Origin of the sequence: Paraburkholderia sp. (assembly GCF_049581445.1) — a bacterium.
Taxonomy (GTDB): domain Bacteria; phylum Pseudomonadota; class Gammaproteobacteria; order Burkholderiales; family Burkholderiaceae; genus Paraburkholderia.
On record NZ_JBAURZ010000412.1, the window covers coordinates 1 to 18,207 of the forward strand.

16 protein-coding genes and 1 pseudogene are annotated in these 18,207 nt (G+C 59.4%); 6 read left to right on the forward strand and 11 right to left on the reverse strand.

Going from position 1 to position 18,207, the window contains the following annotated elements:
• Window positions 1-527: 527 nt before the first annotated feature.
• The gene (locus WCA85_RS35470; protein WP_424070500.1) at window positions 528-2,234 is read left to right on the forward strand and encodes a M85 family metallopeptidase; all 1,707 of its coding nucleotides are present in this window, start codon (window positions 528-530) and stop codon (window positions 2,232-2,234) included.
• Window positions 2,235-2,340: 106 nt separating this feature from the next.
• On the opposite strand, the gene WCA85_RS35475 is transcribed toward WCA85_RS35470, so the two are convergent.
• From WCA85_RS35475 to WCA85_RS35485, 3 genes are all read right to left on the reverse strand, one after another.
• Window positions 2,341-3,138, reverse strand: coding sequence for a DUF1521 domain-containing protein (locus WCA85_RS35475; RefSeq protein ID WP_424070502.1), 798 nt, complete (start codon window positions 3,136-3,138; stop codon window positions 2,341-2,343).
• Between the two features lie 519 nt (window positions 3,139-3,657).
• Complete coding sequence (locus tag WCA85_RS35480) at window positions 3,658-4,527, reverse strand: DUF1521 domain-containing protein (protein WP_424070504.1); 870 nt, start codon at window positions 4,525-4,527, stop codon at window positions 3,658-3,660.
• A 918-nt stretch (window positions 4,528-5,445) separates the two neighbouring features.
• On the reverse strand, window positions 5,446-6,480 hold the full coding sequence (locus WCA85_RS35485) for a GNAT family N-acetyltransferase (RefSeq protein ID WP_424070506.1): 1,035 nt from the start codon (window positions 6,478-6,480) through the stop codon (window positions 5,446-5,448).
• Between the two features lie 438 nt (window positions 6,481-6,918).
• On the opposite strand from WCA85_RS35485, the gene WCA85_RS35490 reads away from it, so the two are divergent.
• A complete protein-coding gene (locus WCA85_RS35490) occupies window positions 6,919-7,188 on the forward strand; it encodes a hypothetical protein (RefSeq protein ID WP_424070507.1) in 270 nt (89 codons plus the stop codon).
• A gap of 106 nt (window positions 7,189-7,294) precedes the next feature.
• Here WCA85_RS35490 and WCA85_RS35495 read toward each other — a convergent pair whose 3' ends face one another.
• From WCA85_RS35495 to WCA85_RS35510, 4 genes are all read right to left on the reverse strand, one after another.
• A complete protein-coding gene (locus tag WCA85_RS35495; protein WP_297351763.1) occupies window positions 7,295-7,429 on the reverse strand; it encodes a hypothetical protein in 135 nt (44 codons plus the stop codon).
• A 148-nt stretch (window positions 7,430-7,577) separates the two neighbouring features.
• On the reverse strand, window positions 7,578-7,994 hold the full coding sequence (locus WCA85_RS35500) for a MarR family winged helix-turn-helix transcriptional regulator (protein WP_424070510.1): 417 nt from the start codon (window positions 7,992-7,994) through the stop codon (window positions 7,578-7,580).
• A gap of 80 nt (window positions 7,995-8,074) precedes the next feature.
• On the reverse strand, window positions 8,075-8,341 hold the full coding sequence (locus tag WCA85_RS35505; RefSeq protein ID WP_424070512.1) for an ArsR family transcriptional regulator: 267 nt from the start codon (window positions 8,339-8,341) through the stop codon (window positions 8,075-8,077).
• A 10-nt stretch (window positions 8,342-8,351) separates the two neighbouring features.
• Window positions 8,352-9,764, reverse strand: coding sequence for a PLP-dependent aminotransferase family protein (locus tag WCA85_RS35510; protein ID WP_424070514.1), 1,413 nt, complete (start codon window positions 9,762-9,764; stop codon window positions 8,352-8,354).
• A 160-nt stretch (window positions 9,765-9,924) separates the two neighbouring features.
• Between WCA85_RS35510 and WCA85_RS35515 the strand changes: the two genes are divergently transcribed.
• Window positions 9,925-12,243: an FdhF/YdeP family oxidoreductase gene (locus WCA85_RS35515; protein ID WP_424070516.1), complete on the forward strand. Its 2,319-nt coding sequence runs from the start codon at window positions 9,925-9,927 to the stop codon at window positions 12,241-12,243.
• Window positions 12,244-12,556: 313 nt separating this feature from the next.
• Here the strand turns inward: WCA85_RS35515 and WCA85_RS35520 are convergent, their stop codons facing one another.
• From WCA85_RS35520 to WCA85_RS35535, 4 genes are all read right to left on the reverse strand, one after another.
• Window positions 12,557-13,414, reverse strand: coding sequence for a substrate-binding periplasmic protein (locus WCA85_RS35520; protein WP_424070518.1), 858 nt, complete (start codon window positions 13,412-13,414; stop codon window positions 12,557-12,559).
• Window positions 13,415-13,449: 35 nt separating this feature from the next.
• Window positions 13,450-14,238 carry an amino acid ABC transporter ATP-binding protein gene (locus WCA85_RS35525; RefSeq protein WP_424070520.1) on the reverse strand — a complete coding sequence of 263 codons (789 nt, stop codon included), beginning with the start codon at window positions 14,236-14,238 and terminating at the stop codon, window positions 13,450-13,452.
• The gene (gene ehuD, locus WCA85_RS35530; protein WP_424070522.1) at window positions 14,235-14,954 is read right to left on the reverse strand and encodes an ectoine/hydroxyectoine ABC transporter permease subunit EhuD; all 720 of its coding nucleotides are present in this window, start codon (window positions 14,952-14,954) and stop codon (window positions 14,235-14,237) included. Before ehuD ends, WCA85_RS35525 begins: the two co-directional genes overlap by 4 nt.
• Before the next feature lie 93 nt (window positions 14,955-15,047).
• Window positions 15,048-15,866 carry an IclR family transcriptional regulator gene (locus WCA85_RS35535; RefSeq protein ID WP_424070524.1) on the reverse strand — a complete coding sequence of 273 codons (819 nt, stop codon included), beginning with the start codon at window positions 15,864-15,866 and terminating at the stop codon, window positions 15,048-15,050.
• Window positions 15,867-16,036: 170 nt separating this feature from the next.
• On the opposite strand from WCA85_RS35535, the gene WCA85_RS35540 reads away from it, so the two are divergent.
• The 3 genes and pseudogenes from WCA85_RS35540 to WCA85_RS35550 form a co-directional block, all read left to right on the forward strand.
• Complete coding sequence (locus WCA85_RS35540; RefSeq protein WP_424070526.1) at window positions 16,037-16,387, forward strand: hypothetical protein; 351 nt, start codon at window positions 16,037-16,039, stop codon at window positions 16,385-16,387.
• 267 nt (window positions 16,388-16,654) lie between these two features.
• Window positions 16,655-17,734, forward strand: coding sequence for an asparaginase (locus tag WCA85_RS35545; RefSeq protein ID WP_424070528.1), 1,080 nt, complete (start codon window positions 16,655-16,657; stop codon window positions 17,732-17,734).
• A 227-nt stretch (window positions 17,735-17,961) separates the two neighbouring features.
• A pseudogene (locus WCA85_RS35550) lies at window positions 17,962-18,207 on the forward strand (hypothetical protein); the annotation flags it as partial.

The following is an 18,207-nucleotide window of genomic DNA, read 5'->3' on the forward strand; positions in this document are numbered from 1 at the left end:
TTGCCTGGCAGTTCGGCATGCGCCCCCATGCCGCATTCGTGCCAAAACGAAATGCACAAGCGCCACAACAAATCCCGAGTCGCGGCAATTCCGGGGGCGCGGATTGACGTCATACCAGTTTGTGGAGCGTCTCGTCCACCTTAATGTTTCCGAAGTGGCCGATCTCTCGGGAATGCTCGCCGGCGCAGCACCCACGGTCGGTCGAGGCGGGCGAGCGCCGAGGCCGAATGCGCCGTGAGGCAACTCTCGAATCCAAGTGGATCGGAGCCTACATGTACGCGTTCCGCTTGTCGCACGCGTACGGTTCCGCATTGCCTGTGGAAGAGATGCTTGCCCTGATCGCTTCGCCGCTGAGCAAAACAGCGGAGATGCCGCGTAGCGGAAATACGGAGTATTTGCCTACCACCTTTAGAAAGAACAGAGGAGGAAAGTGGCCGTATCGTCATGCACTGCGAAGGGCAAGCACGATGTGTCGTCTCGCTAGACCACGCGGCCAATGGCGATGTTTACCTTTTGGGAGAATCGAAATGACTGTTGCAAGCGCAAGTTCTGGTAGTTCGTATGCCACGCTGGATTACAGCAGCCAGCAAAACAATCCCTCCGAACAGACAACCAAGTCACAGTCTGGAACCCAATTACCTTCGTCAGGCAGCAGTAGCGATAACCATCCGACGCCCGTAAGCCCTGCCGTATCACGCGTCAAACGCAACGACACGGATCCCCCCTCGCCATCGGCCGACGACTATGCGGATTACGTACAGCGCATTGGTCAACAGTCGCCACTTAGCCAGGCCCAGCTGGACAGCCTGCGCTGGGGTACCGTCCGCGCTGTTGAAGCCAGCCGCAGCAGGCTCGCCGACCCGCACACGAGCGACATGATCGGCAACACCATACTTGCTGCACTGAACCGGTCGCCGACCTTCCGAGCCCTGGTTAGCTATGGCATGAACCATGGTGGCGAGCGCCTCGACGACATCATGTACAGGAACGAATACGAACTCGACCCGGAACTTCAGAGCCAGAACAGACACATAGGGGATCTGACGATAGAAGAGTTGCGAATGCACGATACCGATCACATGCCGATGCCGATCCTCGCCGACAGCGAAGCGGTTCATCGAAGCGGCGGTCAAGGGCCCTACGTGAATCTCAATATGGCGCCTAATGAGGGCTCGCCGCATCTGCCCGAATGGCAGGAGGGGTTGATACACGAACTCGTCCATCATCTCGTCGATAGCGACGATCCCCCCGAAGGTCCAGAACGACAAAACAGGCTCGGGCCAACTGAGATTCTCGCGCGCCGTGTAGCGCAGGAAATGGGTTGGCCCATAGGGAATTACTCAGCCTATGAAGGACCGGAACGCCACGCTTATATGGAGGAGCACGAAGACGCGGCAATTCTCGAGTCGGCGGAGCGAAATGGCGGCCATGAGCGAGCGTTTTTTCAACGACTCGGTACGATCAGCGCGAACCACGACGCAAGCCCGGATTTTTATGAACTCGAGGATGCGCCCATCGGCGCCTCCACCCACGACCATACATATGGTTTTGCGCCCGGCCAAGCCGTCACCCATAACCACACGTATGCTTTGCTCGGCGCACAGCCACAGGGCGATCTTGGGCAGATCGAATTCCGTTACGGCGAACCGTCTCTTTTCACCTTCGCACACAGTGCTTCTAGTGGCGCTCCTGGTGGATTTCAGAGCGCATACGGGGCGTCCAGCGCGAGCTGGGAGACCCAGGGCCGGTTTTTTCAATATGGAAATCCGGTGGACGGCAATCCGCACGTGCGTGAGTTTGATTTCCCGGATGGGAGCAAGGCCGTCATTGCAGCACATCAACCGCAGTTCGCAGACAGCGACCGTACCGCGATCGAGAAAACCTTCACGGTAGCTGGCGCGTCGATACCCGGCGCCGTCGGTGGGTTCCTGATAGGCGGGCCGGTTGGAGCGGCTGTCGGAGCCGGGGCGGGGGCTGCTGGCGGCGGGGCGATCGCCAGCACCTATCCTCAGGATCGCATCTGGCAGGGCTACACCCTCAACTACTACAACAAGGGCGAGGTAACTCCTTTCTATACCCAGTACATGTATGCCTGGGACAGCGACTGGAACCGGGTTGGATTGTTGGCAAAGCAAAAGGACTCGAGCACGTGGCCCGACTACGGGGACGGCAATCCGGACGGAAGCTGGGACTGGTGGGGCTGGAAATCGGGTAATGCTCCCGCAAGAACATAACACCGTCGGACTGTCTTACATAAGCCCGTCAGCGTGACCGGTTAAGCCGCATGGTCACGCTGGTCAATGCCGGCCACCCGGCCCGTCGCGACGGGCCGGTGCGACCTTATGCCTTAAAGTCGGATGCCGTTACCGCAGCGTGCGTTTGCGAATTGATCCAACCCGTGCCGCTGGGGTTCGCTATCAGCGTCATGGCGCCCTGCGGTATCTGTTGCGCAAGCGCGAAGCCGTTACCGCCGCGCTGTACGGTGAGCGGCGCGCTGTCCTGTTCGCTTAGACCGTTGACGGTATAGGCACGATTGCCTTGGGTAATGGTCACGCTGTCGGCATACGAAACGTTCGAATTGCCATTTCCCGGCTGCGTGCCCACACTAATCTGCGTATGGCCGGGCAGTTCGAACGAAAGCGGGCCGTTGAACATCCCACTCGACTGGTCGCTCGTGCCGGCGTTCAGGTCGATATGCGGGTCGCCCCATATCTTGGTCTGGTTGCCGGTTTGCGTGTTGGTGAGCAACATGGACGAGTCCGCCTTGTTCAGATTCAACGTGTAGTCGCCCAAGTTGATGCTCGACTTGCCGTTGCTGACTCCGGTATCCGACCACTGGCTGCTCTGACCGAATCCGTTATCGGACGAGTTGCAGCCGCCATGACTCGAGGACCCTGCCGAGCGGCTGTCGTAGCCGCCGCAGTTATCGTAGCGCGCGTATGCCTGCGACTCGCTGTGCGTGCAACGGGATTCGCCGCCGAATCCTTGACGGTTATACGACGCTGAACTCGACGAGAAGGTGGACTGGCTGAAGCCGCCCGGGCCGCGCGAGGATTGCTGCGAGAAATAGCTCGCGCTGGACCCGGACGGGCCGTTGCCGCTAGACGAGCGAGGGAAGGATTGCTGACTGAATTGCATCAAAGCTGGCCGTCCGAACGACGAAACGGGAGGCGGGTTGGTTATGAAGTGCGGTGGCGGCGCGAACGACGTGCCGGAAAATGAGTCGTTCGATCGGCTCATCGAATAGGATGCCTGATTTTCGAAAGATGCGTGCATCGTGGATTCCCTGAAAAGGACTATGGTTAATCGAAACTGCTTCACATGACGATAGAGGCCGCAGAACGCGCGGCCATGTCTTGCGTTGCCCGTCTAATGTATCGAGCGCGATCGGTACGATGTCCTGGATATGTATGAAAAAGCGAAGGTTACGCGAGGAGTCTCAGTTATCCTGATTGCCGCGCGCGTCTTCCGTTGGCGTGAAGTTCGTCCAAGCCCGTTATCGCGCCCTGGCCGCTCGACTTTGCAAAAAACGATGGAAAATGGCACGTATCGTCATGCAATTTGAAGGGAGCGCACGAACTGTTGTAAGAAAGACTCGAGCATGTGGCCCGATTGCGCGGACGGCAACCCGGCCTGTCGCAACGGGCCGGTGAGACCTTATGCCTTGAAGTCGGACGCCTTGACCGCAGTGTGCGTTTGCGAATTGATCCAACCCGTGCCGCCGGGGTTCGCGATCAGCGTCATCGCGCCCTGCGGCGTCTGTTGTGCAAGCGCGAAGCCATTACCGCCGCGTTGTACGGAGAGCGGTGCGCTGTCGTATTTGCTGAGACCGTTGACTGAATACGCGCGGTCGCCCTGGGTAATGGTCACGCTGTCGGCATACGAAACTTTCGAATTGCCCTTCCCCGGCTGCGTGCCGACACTGATCTGCGTATGGTCGGGCAACTCGAACGAAAGCGGACCGTTGAACATCCCGCTCGACTGGTTGGTCGTGCCCGCGTTCAGGGCGATATGCGGGTCGCCCCATATCTTGGTCTGGTTGCCGGTTTGCTTGTTGGTGAGCAACATGGATGACTTCGACTTGTCCAGATTCAGCGTGTAGTCGCCCAGGGTGATTGTCGATTTGCCGTTGCTGACTCCGGTATCCGACCACTGGCTGCGATGATCTAATCCGTTGTCGGAATTGTCGCAGCCCCCTTGACTCAAGGACCCTACGGAGCGGTTCTCGTAGTGGGCGTACCCCTCCGACTCGCTGTGCGCGCAACGAGAGTCGCCGCCGAATCCCTGCCGATCGAACGATGCTGATTTCGACGAAAAGACGGACGGACTGAAGCCGCCCGGACCTCGCGAGGATTGCTGCGAGAAATAGCTCGAACTAGACGCGGACAGGCCGTTGCCGCCGACCGAGCCAGAAAAGGACTGCTGACTGAATTGCGTCGAGGCTTGTCGAGCGAATGGCGTACCGGAAAACGAATTGCTCGACCGGTTGATCGAATAGGATGCCTGACTTTCGAAAGAGGTTTGCATCGTGGATTCCCTTAAAAATTACTATGGGTTTATCAGAGCCGCCTTGCAAGGGGACGACGATGGCGAATTCGGTACACGCCGCCATGTCTTGCCTTGCCCGTCTACTGTAGCGAGTGCGATCGGGACGATGTCCTGGATACATATGAAAAGACGAAGCTTGCGGGATGAGCCTCAGCCGCCTCAAGGCGAACCAATGACCCGGTATCGCCAGCAATCACCGGCCGTGAACAGTTCCGGGGCGACATGAAGCCGACTCATGAGAAACTCAAGCTGATCAACGCGAGTCCAACGTTCGTTTCGCAGATCCGCGGTACGGACGTGGGCGTGAAGAAATGCCAATATCTCCCCGTCGCCGTGACCGATGAAGCTGCAGGGCCGCGATGCGATTCTGGCAAGAGACAAATCGAGTATCCATCGCGTTACCCGAGAATCCAACGGTCCAGTTCAGCAGCGACGGCACCGGCAACATCACATCGATGACCGAGCGGTGGCCGTCTGGCGACGTGTCCACTCAAACCGTCAACGACGGCAAGCACCTGCGGGCACCGATGGTCGATGCGAGCGGCAAGCCGTCGCAGAACGCCAGGTATTCGCACTACGGCCCGGATGGCAGCTATAGCGTTGATGTCGCAGGCGGCAGCGCCCCGCTGACCAATCAGGTCTTACCAACGTGGACGGCGGTAAGACAGTCTATGCCTACAACCTTCAGAACAGGGTGGGCTTTGAGCACCGATGCGGCTCCGATGGAAAGATCAAGATGGCGAAACATTACGATCCAGCGAGCGGCTTGGATACGCTTTCACCGCCGCATCTGTTACCGACATAGCCGCGCACTAGCACGACTTCTGGGCCTCGAAGGCGCTGACCTCGAGCGGTGAGACCCTACGGTGGCATGCTTTTCAGAGGAGGACGCTGACCTCACAGGTTGGGCGCAAATCCCGACGCCAACCCGGGCACCATCCGGCGCTTAAGAATGCGCGCCACGGAATAGACCGTGCTCAGGCGTTCCACACCCAGACGCTGCTTCAGCGTGCCGCCGAATCCATCCAGGAAGTTAAAAGTAGCCGGACTCGAAAAGCCATCGAAATCGAAGGTCAGTTTTTGTTCGAGTGCGTGCTGCATCGCGGTCCAGATCAACAGGCTGACGGAGCCGGCGTGCGCCTCAAGCGTGCGTGAGGACAGGAGGTAGTACATCGCGTGCCGATCCCACACCAGCCCGATCGCCGCAATCAGGCGCCCGCCCGGCCCATAGGCGCCCAGCAGATGCCCAGCCTGGCGCTCGACAAAGGCATTCACCAGTTGGCGCATGACTGCACTTCCATAGGCGTTCGTGCGCGAGCGCTCGAGCAGATTGGCCTCGTAAAACTGCAGGAATTCGCTGGGCGTGGCGATCGGCGCAACCGTCAGCTTGCGCTCGGCACTGCGAATCACGTTGCGGGTTTTGCCATGCAAGCGTTTCCACGCTTGCGCCACCGTGCGATCCGCTTCGATCTGAAAGGTATGGCGCGCCGACACGGTAAATCCCTGCAGCGCAAACGCCAGCGCATCCTCGACTCGCGGATCGAATAACTGAAAGAAACTGTCGAAATGCGGCAACTGCTCGATTAGTCGCGAGGTAATGCTTAGGCGATGATGTTGCGCATGCGCAATGTCGAGGTCCAACGATTTGATCACGGGTCCAAGCGTGCGCGTGAGCGGCGGCAAATGAGAAATTCGCCACACGCCCATGCGCGCCGTGTAATAAGGTAACTCGCCTAGCACCTCGTTGCCGCGCACGACCTTAGCCACGTTCCAATGGCCACCGGTGGCGATATCGAGCCACCAGGGTTCGTGAAAAATGGAATGAGCGGGCAATTCGGCCAACAGCGGCGTTGGCGCAACCGGACTCTGCACGACGGCCTGGTCGCGCACAACGTACTCACGAGGCAACGTATGGTCTCTCACGGTTGTCATTAGCGACTCACCTTGTTCCGGACCTGATCATCTTGTCATTGCCCGGGCGCATCGCAGCTCCCCCGCAAGCGCCTCTCGCTTGCCCCGGCCTGCTAAACCCCTTGCGCACCTGCCTTGCGCCAGGCCGGGCACACGCGGCGTTCACACCCGCACATGCGCATGGTTTCGACCCAGCTACGGCGAGTCTATTCGTACTTGGGTAGTGCTTTCACGCCAAAATCGAGCCTGGTCACCTGAGGGTATCCCTTCAGGACCTCAGGCCCGTTCGCTGCTGCGTGCTTGGCCTGGCATGGCGTCTGCGCTAGCCGTGTCACGAAAACGTTTGCGCTCAATAATGCCGCTTAAATGGTCTGATTATTCTTGTCATTTAAATCACGGACCCGTCATACTGCCGGCGAGCTGTAAGGAAGAATAAAACAACGGGATTCCGGGGACACAATGAACACACGACTTAGCAGCGTCGAGTTACGACCACATGAGCTTGCCGATTCTGCTGTGGCGAAGCTCTATCTGGAATGTCTTGACGCCGAGAAGCGTTTGCGCGGCGCGCGCAAAATGGCGGCCGCGGCGTTGTACGAAACGCGTGATAAGCATTTGAGCCAGCTATGGGACCGGCTAGGCGAACTCGACGCGCAACTATGCAGCGAATTGCGGGCTGGCGTTCTGGACTGGCACGAAATCGCGGTGAAACTACGCGGCGGCGAATAAACGTTCGAAGGCCGGCAACGCCGCGCAGAGCAAAACTTGTTTTCCGGCGCGCCCTGCGCGTGCACGGGGTCTGGTTCGACCCTCGCCGTTGACCTTTTCCTGTCTGCTATGGACGCAGCAGATCGAAGCCACCGAGCACGACCACGCCGCTCAACGCGATCAGCGCGACCGAATGCTGACCAAAATACAGAATGGCGGCGGCCGACCAGGTGGCAAGAGTAAATGCTGCAATACGCTTCATGATGATTAGGCCGCAATGGCTGTGTTCAATTAAACCGCGGTGCAATAGCCCCGCATGGCCCACCGTCGCTCCCACGTTTAAGGATATGAGAATGAGTGCACGACCCTCATATAATTAGCTATGCAACTATACGGCGAAAAAAAAGCGCTCAACTCAACGCCGAACGAACACCTCGAATCTTCGACACCGCGTCCGAAAACTCCGCACCGCCCAGCACCCGTTTCAGTCTGGCAGTGACGGCCACGCTGGCGCCATTTAACTCGGTCTTGATGCCCAGTGCCTTGGCCGTTGGGAAAATGGACACTTCACGACCATCTTCTTCTGTGCGACGGCGTTCAATATAACCCTTCGCTTCAAGACCATCCAATGCACGCGTGGCAGTGGGCCGCGCAATCAACAACTCGTCGGAGAGTTCACGTTGGAGCATGCCGGGGCGATCGATGATGGCGCGCAGCATGAAACCTTGCGGCGGCGTTACATCGTAAGGCTCGAATGCGTCCGCCCACTCGCGCTCAAGACGGCGGGCCAGTGCGGAGGTGTTGAAATAGAGGCAATGATCGAACATAGCGGCATGCTACTTTAATATAGTTAGCAATGCAACTATATGCGCGAGATCACCGTGCCGTGCATGAGCCACGGTACCGTTCATTGCCCGATATCGCCAAACAGTTCTTCGCATAAGCTACGGCCAGCATCGCTAAGACGTGCGGTGCCCGTGCCTTCCTCAGTGAAGTGTGTTTCGACGACACCGTTGTCCACCAGCGCAGTGAGTTGCCGCCGCAGCCCGCTCATGGGGACGTCTGCCTGCTTCGAGAGCTTTGCAAGCGACCAGTCGCGTCGCGGCGTTTCCTGCGCGGCACGCCACAACTGCATGAGCACGGCCACCATCATCGGGTCGACTTCATCGTTCATCGGTGTCTCCTCAGGCCATGCTGGCCACCAGGTTGCCCAGTATCTTGAGCGCCGCTTCTGTTTGCTCGGTCCACGGATAGCTATAGTTCAGCCGGATAAAGTGCCGGAAATCGTTGCGCATCGAAAACATATAGCCCGGGCCGACGGTGATGCCCAGGCCAAGCGCCGCCTGATAAAGCTGCATGGAATCGACACGCGCAGGCAATTCCACCCACAGCACATAGCCACCTTGCGGCGTCGAAATACGCGTGTCTGCCGGAAAAAAACGCTGCACCATCGCGCTCATCAGGCGCGCCTGTTGACGATAAAAGCGGCGCACGTGACGCAAATGGCGGTCGTAGCCGTCTTGCCGCAAATAGTCGGCGACAGCCACTTGAGGGACTGACGGTGTCGTCAGCGTATTGAGAAACTTGAGCTTTTCGACTTGCGCCCGATAGCGGCCAGGCATCGCCCAGCCGATCCGGTATGAAGCGGTCAGACTCTTCGAGAACGAACCGCAGTGCAGCACCAGCCCCTTGGTATCGAAGTTCTTGAGCGTGGTGGGCCGCGTCTCCCCGAAATAGAGTTCCTGATACACGTCATTTTCAATCACCGGAATGTCGCGCTCGCCTAGCAGTTCGACGAGTCGTTGTTTGCGCTCATCCGACATTTGAAAACCCAGCGGATTCTGGAAATTCGGCATCACCATGCAAGCCGCGATCTTCTGCTTGTCGATGAGTTGCGTGAGCACGTTCAGGTCGATTCCTTCAGTGGGGTGCGTGGTGACCGCAATCGCACGCATACCGAGGCGCTCGATGGCGTGCAGCATCGCGTAGTAGGTCGGCGACTCCACCACCACCGTATCGCCCGGCTTGGCGACCGCTTGCAGGCTGAGATTGATCGCTTCGGTGGCGCCGAGTGTAATGATGATTTCCGCCGGGTCGACCGGCACGCCGTTTTCCGCATAGCGCCGGGCAATCTGGCGAATCAGTTCCGGATTACCGGGCGGCAGATCGTCGATCAGATTCCAGCTTGAGTGACGCCGTGCAATCGCGTTCGCGTACTGGTTGATGCGACGCCACGGGAACAGCGTAGGGTCTGGGTAAGGGGAGCCAAACGGCACGGCGTCGTGCGCGCGGATACTGCGCAGCGTGGACAGCACAAGCCGGCTCACGTCGACTTCGGCAGCGGGAGCGGACGCCTGAGCGGTGCGACCGCGCACGGTCGGCGGCACGGCCCGTTCACGCACGAAATAGCCCGACTGCGGGCGAGTCTCGATCAGACCCCGGCCTTCCAGCAGCGCGTAGGCATGCAGCACCGTCTTGATGCTGACGCCGTGCTGCTGGCTTGCCTGCCGCACCGATGGAATCCGCTCGCCCGCCGCGAATACACCGCGGCGCACGGCTTCGCCAATTTCGTCCGCAAGTTTTTCGTAGAGCTTCAAGTGACGGAGCCGGAGAGGTGGCAAGAGGTATCACCACAGTCTACGGCATGTCTCGCAAACTGTACCCCTCTTCTTTCCACTTTTCTGTATTCCGCGCCGTTTTCGGAACACAGTACCCTTGGTTCATCGGCAAATCCGCCCGCTTTTCGTCTGCAAGGTCATGAAGAAACCTGAAGTCCGCATCGAACCGTACACTCACCCTGCCGCAGGCTGGGGCGCGCTCAAGTACGTCGCGCTCAACCTGCTCAAGGAAAAGGTGGCTGGCGGCAATTACCGCACGCTGCTCGCCCAGAACCAGCCCAACGGCTTCGACTGCCCGGGCTGCGCATGGCCAGACCGCGAGCATGCGTCCACCTTCGAATTCTGCGAAAACGGCGTTAAGGCTGTGGCCGCCGAGGCCACTAGCAAGCGCGTGACCCCCGAATTCTTTGCTCAGCATACGATCGCGGAACTGATGACGCAGTCCGATTTCGAGCTCGAACAGCATGGCCGCCTGACCGATCCGCTGGTGTACGACGCCGCGCAAGACCGCTATGTGCCGATCGAATGGGACGCCGCCTTCGAACTGATTGCGCGCCATCTGCACGCACTCGACAATCCCGACCGCGCCGCCTTCTATACCTCGGGCCGTGCCAGCAACGAAGCCGCGTTCCTGTATCAGCTGTTCGTACGGATGTACGGCACCAACAACTTCCCCGACTGCTCAAACATGTGTCACGAGGCGACCAGCCGCGGTTTGCCGGGGACGGTCGGCGTCGGCAAGGGCACGGTGACGCTCGACGATTTCGAACATGCAGACACCTTGCTGCTGTTCGGCCAGAACCCTGCGACCAACCACCCGCGCATGCTCGGCGAACTGCGTGAGTGTGCGAAGCGCGGCGCCACTATCGTGTCGATCAATCCGCTGAAAGAACGCGGGCTGGAACGCTTTGCGAGCCCGCAGCATCCGGTTGAAATGCTGACCATGGGCAGCACGAAAATCAGTTCCGTGTTTATCCGCCCGAAGGTGGGCGGTGACTTCGCGCTGATCAAGGGTGTCGCCAAACGCGTGATCGAACTCGACGATGCAGCGCTCTTAGACGGCAGCGGGCGCGTGCTCGATGTCGACTTTATCGCGGAACACACGGTGGGCTTCGACGCCTTCGCCGACGATCTGCGCGCCGAAAGCTGGGAGACGATCATCGCCGAAGCCGGCCTGCCGATGGACGACGTGCTCCAGCTCGCCGACATCTACGCGAAAGGCCGCGCGGTCATCTCCACCTGGGGCATGGGCCTCACGCAGCACAAGAATTCGGTGCCGACGGTGCAGTTGCTGTCGAACCTGATGATGATGCGCGGCAATATCGGCCGGCGCGGCGCGGGGTTGTGCCCGGTGCGCGGCCATTCGAATGTGCAGGGCGACCGCACGGTGGGCATCGAGGAACAGCCCACCCAGGCGTTTCTCGACCGGCTCGGCGAAGTCTACGATTTCGAGCCGCCGCGCGAACATGGCCTCGATGTAGTCAACACGATTCAGGCGATGCTCGACGGCAAGGTCAAGGTATTCATTGGTCTCGGCGGCAACTTTTCCATCGCGACGCCAGACACGCCGCGCACGTGGGAAGCCATGCGCGCGTGCGATCTCACCGTGCACATCACCACTAAGCTCAATCGCAGCCACCTCGTGCATGGCCGCGACGCGCTGATTCTGCCCACGCTCGGCCGCACTGAAATCGATCTGCAACACGGCGTGCCGCAAGGGGTAAGCGTCGAAGATTCGATGAGCATGGTGCACATCTCGTACGGCATGAACCGTCCTGCTTCGACGAATCTGCTGTCGGAGATCGCAATTGTCGCGCGCATGGCGGAGGCTACGCTCGGTAGCGACAAAGTGGACTGGCGCGCGCAGATGAGCGATTACGCGCTGATTCGCGATGGCATTGAAAAGGTGCTCGACGGCTTTGAGAACTATAACGAGCGGCTCAAGCAGCCGGGCGGTTTCCACCTCGGCGTGGCCTCACGCGACCGGATCTGGAAAACGCCCAGCGAGAAGGCACAGTTCCTGGTCCACGCGATTGCCGTCGATACGCCGATCCACCGCGCCCGCAGCCGGCACGGCGAGCGCCTCATGACGCTGATGACCACCCGTTCGCACGATCAATACAACACCACAATCTACGGCCTCGACGATCGCTACCGCGGGGTCTACGGTCAGCGGCGCGTGCTGTTTGCGCACAAGGACGACATCGCGATGCTGGGTTTTTCAGTCGGCCAACGCGTGGATATCACGAGCGTGTGGGACGACGGGATCGAGCGGCGTGCGGATAGTTTCCTGCTGGTCGAGTACGACATTCCGCGCGGTTGCCTCGGGGCGTACTACCCCGAAACGAATCCGCTGGTACCGCTGTCCTCGGTCGCCGATGGTGCGGGCACGCCGACGTCGAAGTCGATTCCGGTGTTGCTTAGCGCGTCGGTGGAGGTAGCGGCTGTGGCGGCCTGAGCGTGGAGCCGCCTACATCAGCAATTTCAGCAAAAAATAGCCGATCAAACCGGCTGCGCCGACGATCAGAAGTGTCTGGATGATAGTGAGGGATTTACGCGAGGACGATGCAGAAGAAGTGCTGGAGGAAGTCACGGTCGTTCAGGGTTCGATTCAGGGGATGATCACGCTTTCGCGAATCCGTGCCGAATCAAGCTCGCACGGATACGAAAAGGCGTGATTGTACGATGTGCCGAAGTGCAACACAGATTTCGCGCGCTGCGATCGATTGTCGCTGAGCGATCGGTGCCGTTCTTCAAGTCCCCCAAGCGTCTCAGTGCTTGACGGGGAAATACCAGAGATTACGGTCGGAGTAGCCAAACTGCGCAATGATCGTGGCCATCGTACCGTCTGCGCGAATTTCGTCGAGCGCGCGTGAAATAGCGTCATTCAGATCGACATCGCCCTTGCGCAACGCGTAACGCGCATAGCCGTATTCCTGCGGCAACGGCTTGTAGTCGTTCACCATCTCAAGCGCAGCCGTGGGATGCTGCTTTAGAAACTGACCGATCTTGATATCGTCTTCCATCGCTACGTCAATGCGGCCCGCAATCAGATCGGCGAATTCATTTTCGCTGCTCGTGTACAGCTTGAGTTCTTTCAGATCATGGCGCTGATCGAGCAACTGGTGATTGATGCTGCCACGTAACGTGCCAACCGTATGGCCCGCAAAATCGGCCCAGTCATGAATTTTCGCCGGATTGCCGCGCTGTACCGCGATGCCCGATCCATACCAGTACGCCGGACTGGTAAAGGCCACCACCCGCAAGCGCGTTTCCGTTTCGTGCAGGTTGTCCGCAATTACATCCGCACGGCCTGCGAGCAGCGTGGGGATCATCGCGTCGAACGGCACGATATCCCACGTTACCTTCGTGAAGCCGAGGCGCCTTGCGATTTCGCGAAAAATGCGCACGTCGGTGCCGTCGAAGTCGTTGGTCTTGTTGTCGCGGAAGGTGTTAGGCGGATCGGCGGAGATCACGAACGTCACGCCGTTTTCGACCGCACGCTTATACGAGCCGTCGCCACCATCGAAACGCACATCACTGAGCATCGCGCTATCCGCCGCCCAGGCCGTGGAGAAGGAAAACAGCCCGGTCACGATCGAAGCCAGTATCAGCGTTGTTATTCTCATGAGAAGCTCCCGAGTTGTTGGTCTTTTAACTGCCACTACAGACTCACTGCCCCACCCAGTTGCCTGTTTCGTTCCCACAACGAGCGCAAAAAATCCCTCGTACGCGCCTGCTGGGGTGCTTCAAAAAACGCTGCTGGGCTGCCTTCTTCGACAATCCGGCCGTCCGCCATGAACACGATCCGGTCGGACACTTCACGCGCGAAACCCATCTCATGCGTGACCACGACCATCGTCATGCCCTCGTCGGCGAGCGTGCGCATCACGCGCAACACCTCGCCCACCAGTTCGGGATCGAGCGCCGAGGTCACCTCATCGAACAGCATCACCTGAGGCCGCATGGCGAGCGCCCGCGCAATCGCCACCCGTTGCTGCTGGCCTCCGCTCAACTGGTGCGGCCAGGCATGGGCCTTCGCCTGCAAGCCGACCTTCTCGAGCAACACGTGGGCGTCGTGCGTTGCGTCGGATGATGACACACCCCGGACATGGATCGGCGCAACCGTAATATTGTCGAGTACGCTCAAGTGCGCGAACAGGTTGAACGATTGAAACACCATGCCGACTTTAGCGCGAAACGCTTCGATGGATCTATCCTTATCGGCCCGGCGTACGCCATCCTGAAGGGATGAGTAAACGGGCGCGTCATCGAAGCAGATCGTGCCACTATCCATCGTTTCCAGAAGATTCATACAACGAAGCATCGTCGACTTGCCGGAGCCGGACGGTCCCACTACGCTCACCACTTCGCCTTTTGCCACGTCCAGGGAGACGTCCTTCAGTGCATGCAGGCTGCCGAAGTATTTGTTGACGCGCTCAAGCCGGATCATGGTGTGGCCGCCGTGCTGCGCGGCGTTCCGCTCACCACTGCCTTGCCGTCCACGCTCATACGGCGTTCGAGCCAGCGTACCAGCAACGCGCTGGGATAAGAAAACGCCAGGTAGATCACGCCAATAATCGTAAAGACAGTAAGGTATTGAAAGTTGGTCGACGAAATAATTTGTCCCGTGAAAATCAGTTCTTTGACGGTGACGATCGACACCAGCGAAGTATCCTTGAACAACGAGATGCCGTAATTGCCAAGCGGCGGGATCACCACGCGAATGGCTTGCGGCAGCACGATCAGACGCAGCATCTTGCGACGCGACATCCCCAACGCCTTGGCGGCTTCAATCTGCCCTTGCGGAACCGCCGCAATCCCCGCGCGATAAACCTCGGCAAGGTAAGCCGAATAGTTGATCGACAGCCCGATCACGCCTGACAGGAAAGGATCGAAGCGAATACCGAACGCCGGCAATACGAAGTAGATATAGAACAGTTGCAGCAACGCGGGCGTGCCGCGAATGACTTCGATATAAACCGACGCCAACGTGCGTAGTATCCGCGAGCGGCCGATCCGCGCGAGCGCGATCAGCAAACCGAGCGGCAAGCTGATCAGAATGATACACACGGTCAGCGCCAGACTGGTTGCCGCACCCTTGAGCAACGCGGGCAAATAATCGGCGACGCCGTGGAAATCGAACAGGTCAGAGAGTGTCGTCAGCATGGCCTTCCTCCGTGCCTGAAGGCGACGCGCGCGACCGATCCCAATACCCCATTCCCCAGCAAGGCTGTCTGCTCACTTTCGCGGCCCGTGTAATTAAAGCGTGCAGACTTCGGGATCGACTTCCGCGCCCAGCATCCGGCTGATGCGATCAGCATGTTTGCGCAACGTGCGCCCCAGCTCATGCAGATCGTCATCGCTCAGGCCGCTTTTGAGGGTGGTTACGCTGATCGCAGCCACGCCTTCGCCCTCGCGGTTGGTAATAGCGGCTCCGATGCACACCACGCCAATGTTGTCCTCTTCATCATCGAACGCGTAGCCGCGCTCGGCGACCAGTATCAGGTCCTGCATCAATTCGGCGGGCGTAACGAGCGTGTATTCGGTGCGACGCGGCATGCCGGTTTGAGCCAGCAGCTTGACGACCCGCGCCGGCGGCAAGAGCGCCAGCATTGACTTGCCGAGCGCCGAGCAATGCGGCAACTCGCGCTGCCCGAGCGCGGACGCAATCCGCAAGATGCCCGGCGCGTCGACGCGATTGATCGCGACTGCGTAACCGTGGTCGAGAATCGCAAGGCGTGAAGTCAAGCCAGTGAGTTCAGTGAGTTCGCGCAATACCGGCATGGCGAGTTGCGATACCCCCACCTCTTCGGCGGCCCGATCACCAAGAAACACAAGCGAAAGGCCGAGCCGATAGCGGCGCGAACCGCCCAGCCGCACATCGGTCACGAAGTTGCGCTGTAACAACGTCTGCAAGAGTGCGAACGCGGTGCTTTTCGACACCCCTATCTGCTCAGCCACCCCAGCGACGGTCAAGCCGTCGCTGGCCGATCTCCCCAATGCCTCCAGAACGTCTAGTGCGCGACTGACACTCCGTAGCGCATACCGCTCCTCGGCAGTTTGAACTGCATCTGTCATTTTGTATTTGGATCCGTCTGATTGATGAACCTACCCCGTAAGCATCCCACATCTCATATTGACAGTCACTAAACCGGAAACTACCATGAATCTATTGCCGAACACCGTTCTGCATAGCCGAACGAATAATAGTTTGCAGCAGGCGTTCCAGATCCACGGCACGTCTCCACATGAAAAAAAATATTGAGAGGAGGCCGAATTCGGGCCGACGCCGCGCCCCGGGGTTTTTGGCGCGGCGTCATCAGGTTCGGCGGCAGTCAACAATGGGAATAATATCCGACCGGGGTTTGTGTTCGGATGGGCCATCGAAAATGTCGGGGACTCATTCTGCAAACCTGGTGCACAGCGAACTTCTGCACATCAGGCTCGTCACCGAACGCCTGTCCGAGGCCGATCTCGACCGGTCCGGGCTGCCACGGGCGTATTGGCGCAAACGCCTGCGCAGCATTATGCAAAATCATCAATTGACGCGAGCTCAGTTCGAAGAAATTGACCGGATTCTTGGCGTGCTGGAAGACTAGCGCGTGTAAACAGATGATTTTCGTCACCAAATATTTTTCATACATTTTGCTTCCGTTTCGTTTCAATTCAACGTCAGCCACGAATACCGGCTTTGTTTCGATTTATTCGTAGCCGGCTTAATTCGGTATTACGTTTGCATATTTAACATTCTTACGCCCGTTCACATACGCTGCGGTCTCTGGATTCAGTTCTATCCTGACCATTTGGTCAGGCGAATATAAAGTCGTAAAATCGGCGCATTCAAACGAGGACATAGGAGCGCGGCCATGACCGGGCAAGCAGCGAAGCCGATAGCGGCTACGACGTATCGTGGCGACGCAATCGAAAACAGCCATGTGGCGCATGTGGCCGTGGTCGATGCCCAAGGGCGCCTGCTCTATGCGTTTGGCGATCCAGCGCGCATGACCTTGGCCCGCTCGGCGGCCAAGCCCGCACAGGCCCTGGCGGTGCTCGAAACCGGCGCGTTAGACCGCTTCGGCTTCGAGGACGCCGATCTCGCGCTGATGTGCGGCTCGCATAACAGCGAGGAACGGCACATCGATCGGACCCGCCAGATGCTCGCGAAAGCGCAGGCTAGCGAAGCCGATATGCGCTGTGGCGGCCACCCGCCGTTGTCGGACGCGGTCTACCGGTCGTGGATCAAGCGCGATTTCACGCCGACTGCGGTATGCAGCAACTGCTCCGGCAAGCACGCCGGCATGCTCGCCGCTGCGCAGGCCATCGGCGCGGCCAAGGCGGACTATCACCTGCCCGGACATCCGCTGCAGGTGCGGGTGAAGCACACCGTCGCGGACGTGTGCGATCTGCCTGACGACGCCGTGCACTGGGCCACTGACGGTTGCAATCTGCCCACTCCGGCATTCCCATTGGAGCGTCTCGCGCGGCTCTACGCCAAACTCGCCGACGCCGCCGCGAGCCAGCCCGTCAGATCGCTTTCGACACGCGATGCCGCGCTCGCCCGCATCTATCGCGCGATGACCACATATCCAGAGCTGGTCGCGGGTGAAGGACGGTTCTGCACGGCGCTAATGCGCGCCTTTGAAGGGGACCTGGTCGCGAAGGTCGGCGCCGAAGCGAGCTACGCGATCGGCGTGCGCCCCAATGCGCAGACGGAGCGACTCGGCGCCCGTGGCGCACTTGGCATCGCCGTGAAAGTCGAGGATGGGAATCCGGCCGTGCTGTACGCGATCGTGGCCGAACTGCTGGTGCAGCTTCACCTTGGCACCGACGCGCAACGCGCTCCGTTCGAAGGGTTCCGCGTGCCGTCGATGCGCAACACCATGGGTATCGAAACTGGACGTCTGGTGGTGTCTGTCGCGCTGGAACGCGCTGCTCAAACAGGTTGACTGCCACACTCGCGCCGGCATCGCCGCCACCGTGCCCTAATTGAACTTCACAATGGCCGACAGCGCCGATATTTCTGTTGGTTAAGCGCTGTGGCGCGGTGTTACGCTCAATGCATATCGACTGCCGCTCAAGTGACTCGACGTGCGGGGCAGGTTCACGTCGCGGTTTTGATTGGATAGCGGCGTCGTACACACATGGCAGCGAGACCGCCGCAGGAGGCGCCGCGATGAAAATCACGATCCCAATTGGTTTGACGCTGCTGCTCACGACCGGCATGGCGCTAGCCTGGCAACCCGTGGTGTACCCCATCCGTAGTCAATCCCCGACGCAGCAGAACATCGACGCCGCGATGTGCTACGGCATGGCCAGCAAACAGACCAACGTCAACATCACGCGCGAAGCGCAGGCGCCGATGGCGCCCAAGCCCGCTCCCGCGCTCGCCGGCAGTGGCGGACAGCAGGCGGGACAGCCG

Excerpts from the sequence above, each read along its gene's own strand:
- WCA85_RS35535 (WP_424070524.1), bottom strand. The coding sequence starts at position 15,866 with ATGACAGATGCAGTTCAAACTGCCGAGGAGCGGTATGCGCTACGGAGT.
- WCA85_RS35500 (WP_424070510.1), bottom strand. The coding sequence starts at position 7,994 with ATGTTCGATCATTGCCTCTATTTCAACACCTCCGCACTGGCCCGCCGT.
- WCA85_RS35505 (WP_424070512.1), bottom strand. The coding sequence starts at position 8,341 with ATGAACGATGAAGTCGACCCGATGATGGTGGCCGTGCTCATGCAGTTG.
- WCA85_RS35495 (WP_297351763.1), bottom strand. The coding sequence starts at position 7,429 with ATGAAGCGTATTGCAGCATTTACTCTTGCCACCTGGTCGGCCGCCGCC.
- WCA85_RS35470 (WP_424070500.1), top strand. The coding sequence starts at position 528 with ATGACTGTTGCAAGCGCAAGTTCTGGTAGTTCGTATGCCACGCTGGAT.
- WCA85_RS35475 (WP_424070502.1), bottom strand. The coding sequence starts at position 3,138 with ATGCAATTCAGTCAGCAATCCTTCCCTCGCTCGTCTAGCGGCAACGGC.
- WCA85_RS35540 (WP_424070526.1), top strand. The coding sequence starts at position 16,037 with ATGAAAAAAAATATTGAGAGGAGGCCGAATTCGGGCCGACGCCGCGCC.
- WCA85_RS35490 (WP_424070507.1), top strand. The coding sequence starts at position 6,919 with ATGAACACACGACTTAGCAGCGTCGAGTTACGACCACATGAGCTTGCC.
- WCA85_RS35545 (WP_424070528.1), top strand. The coding sequence starts at position 16,655 with ATGACCGGGCAAGCAGCGAAGCCGATAGCGGCTACGACGTATCGTGGC.
- WCA85_RS35520 (WP_424070518.1), bottom strand. The coding sequence starts at position 13,414 with ATGAGAATAACAACGCTGATACTGGCTTCGATCGTGACCGGGCTGTTT.
- ehuD (WP_424070522.1), bottom strand. The coding sequence starts at position 14,954 with ATGCTGACGACACTCTCTGACCTGTTCGATTTCCACGGCGTCGCCGAT.
- WCA85_RS35485 (WP_424070506.1), bottom strand. The coding sequence starts at position 6,480 with ATGACAACCGTGAGAGACCATACGTTGCCTCGTGAGTACGTTGTGCGC.
- WCA85_RS35515 (WP_424070516.1), top strand. The coding sequence starts at position 9,925 with ATGAAGAAACCTGAAGTCCGCATCGAACCGTACACTCACCCTGCCGCA.
- WCA85_RS35525 (WP_424070520.1), bottom strand. The coding sequence starts at position 14,238 with ATGATCCGGCTTGAGCGCGTCAACAAATACTTCGGCAGCCTGCATGCA.
- WCA85_RS35480 (WP_424070504.1), bottom strand. The coding sequence starts at position 4,527 with ATGCAAACCTCTTTCGAAAGTCAGGCATCCTATTCGATCAACCGGTCG.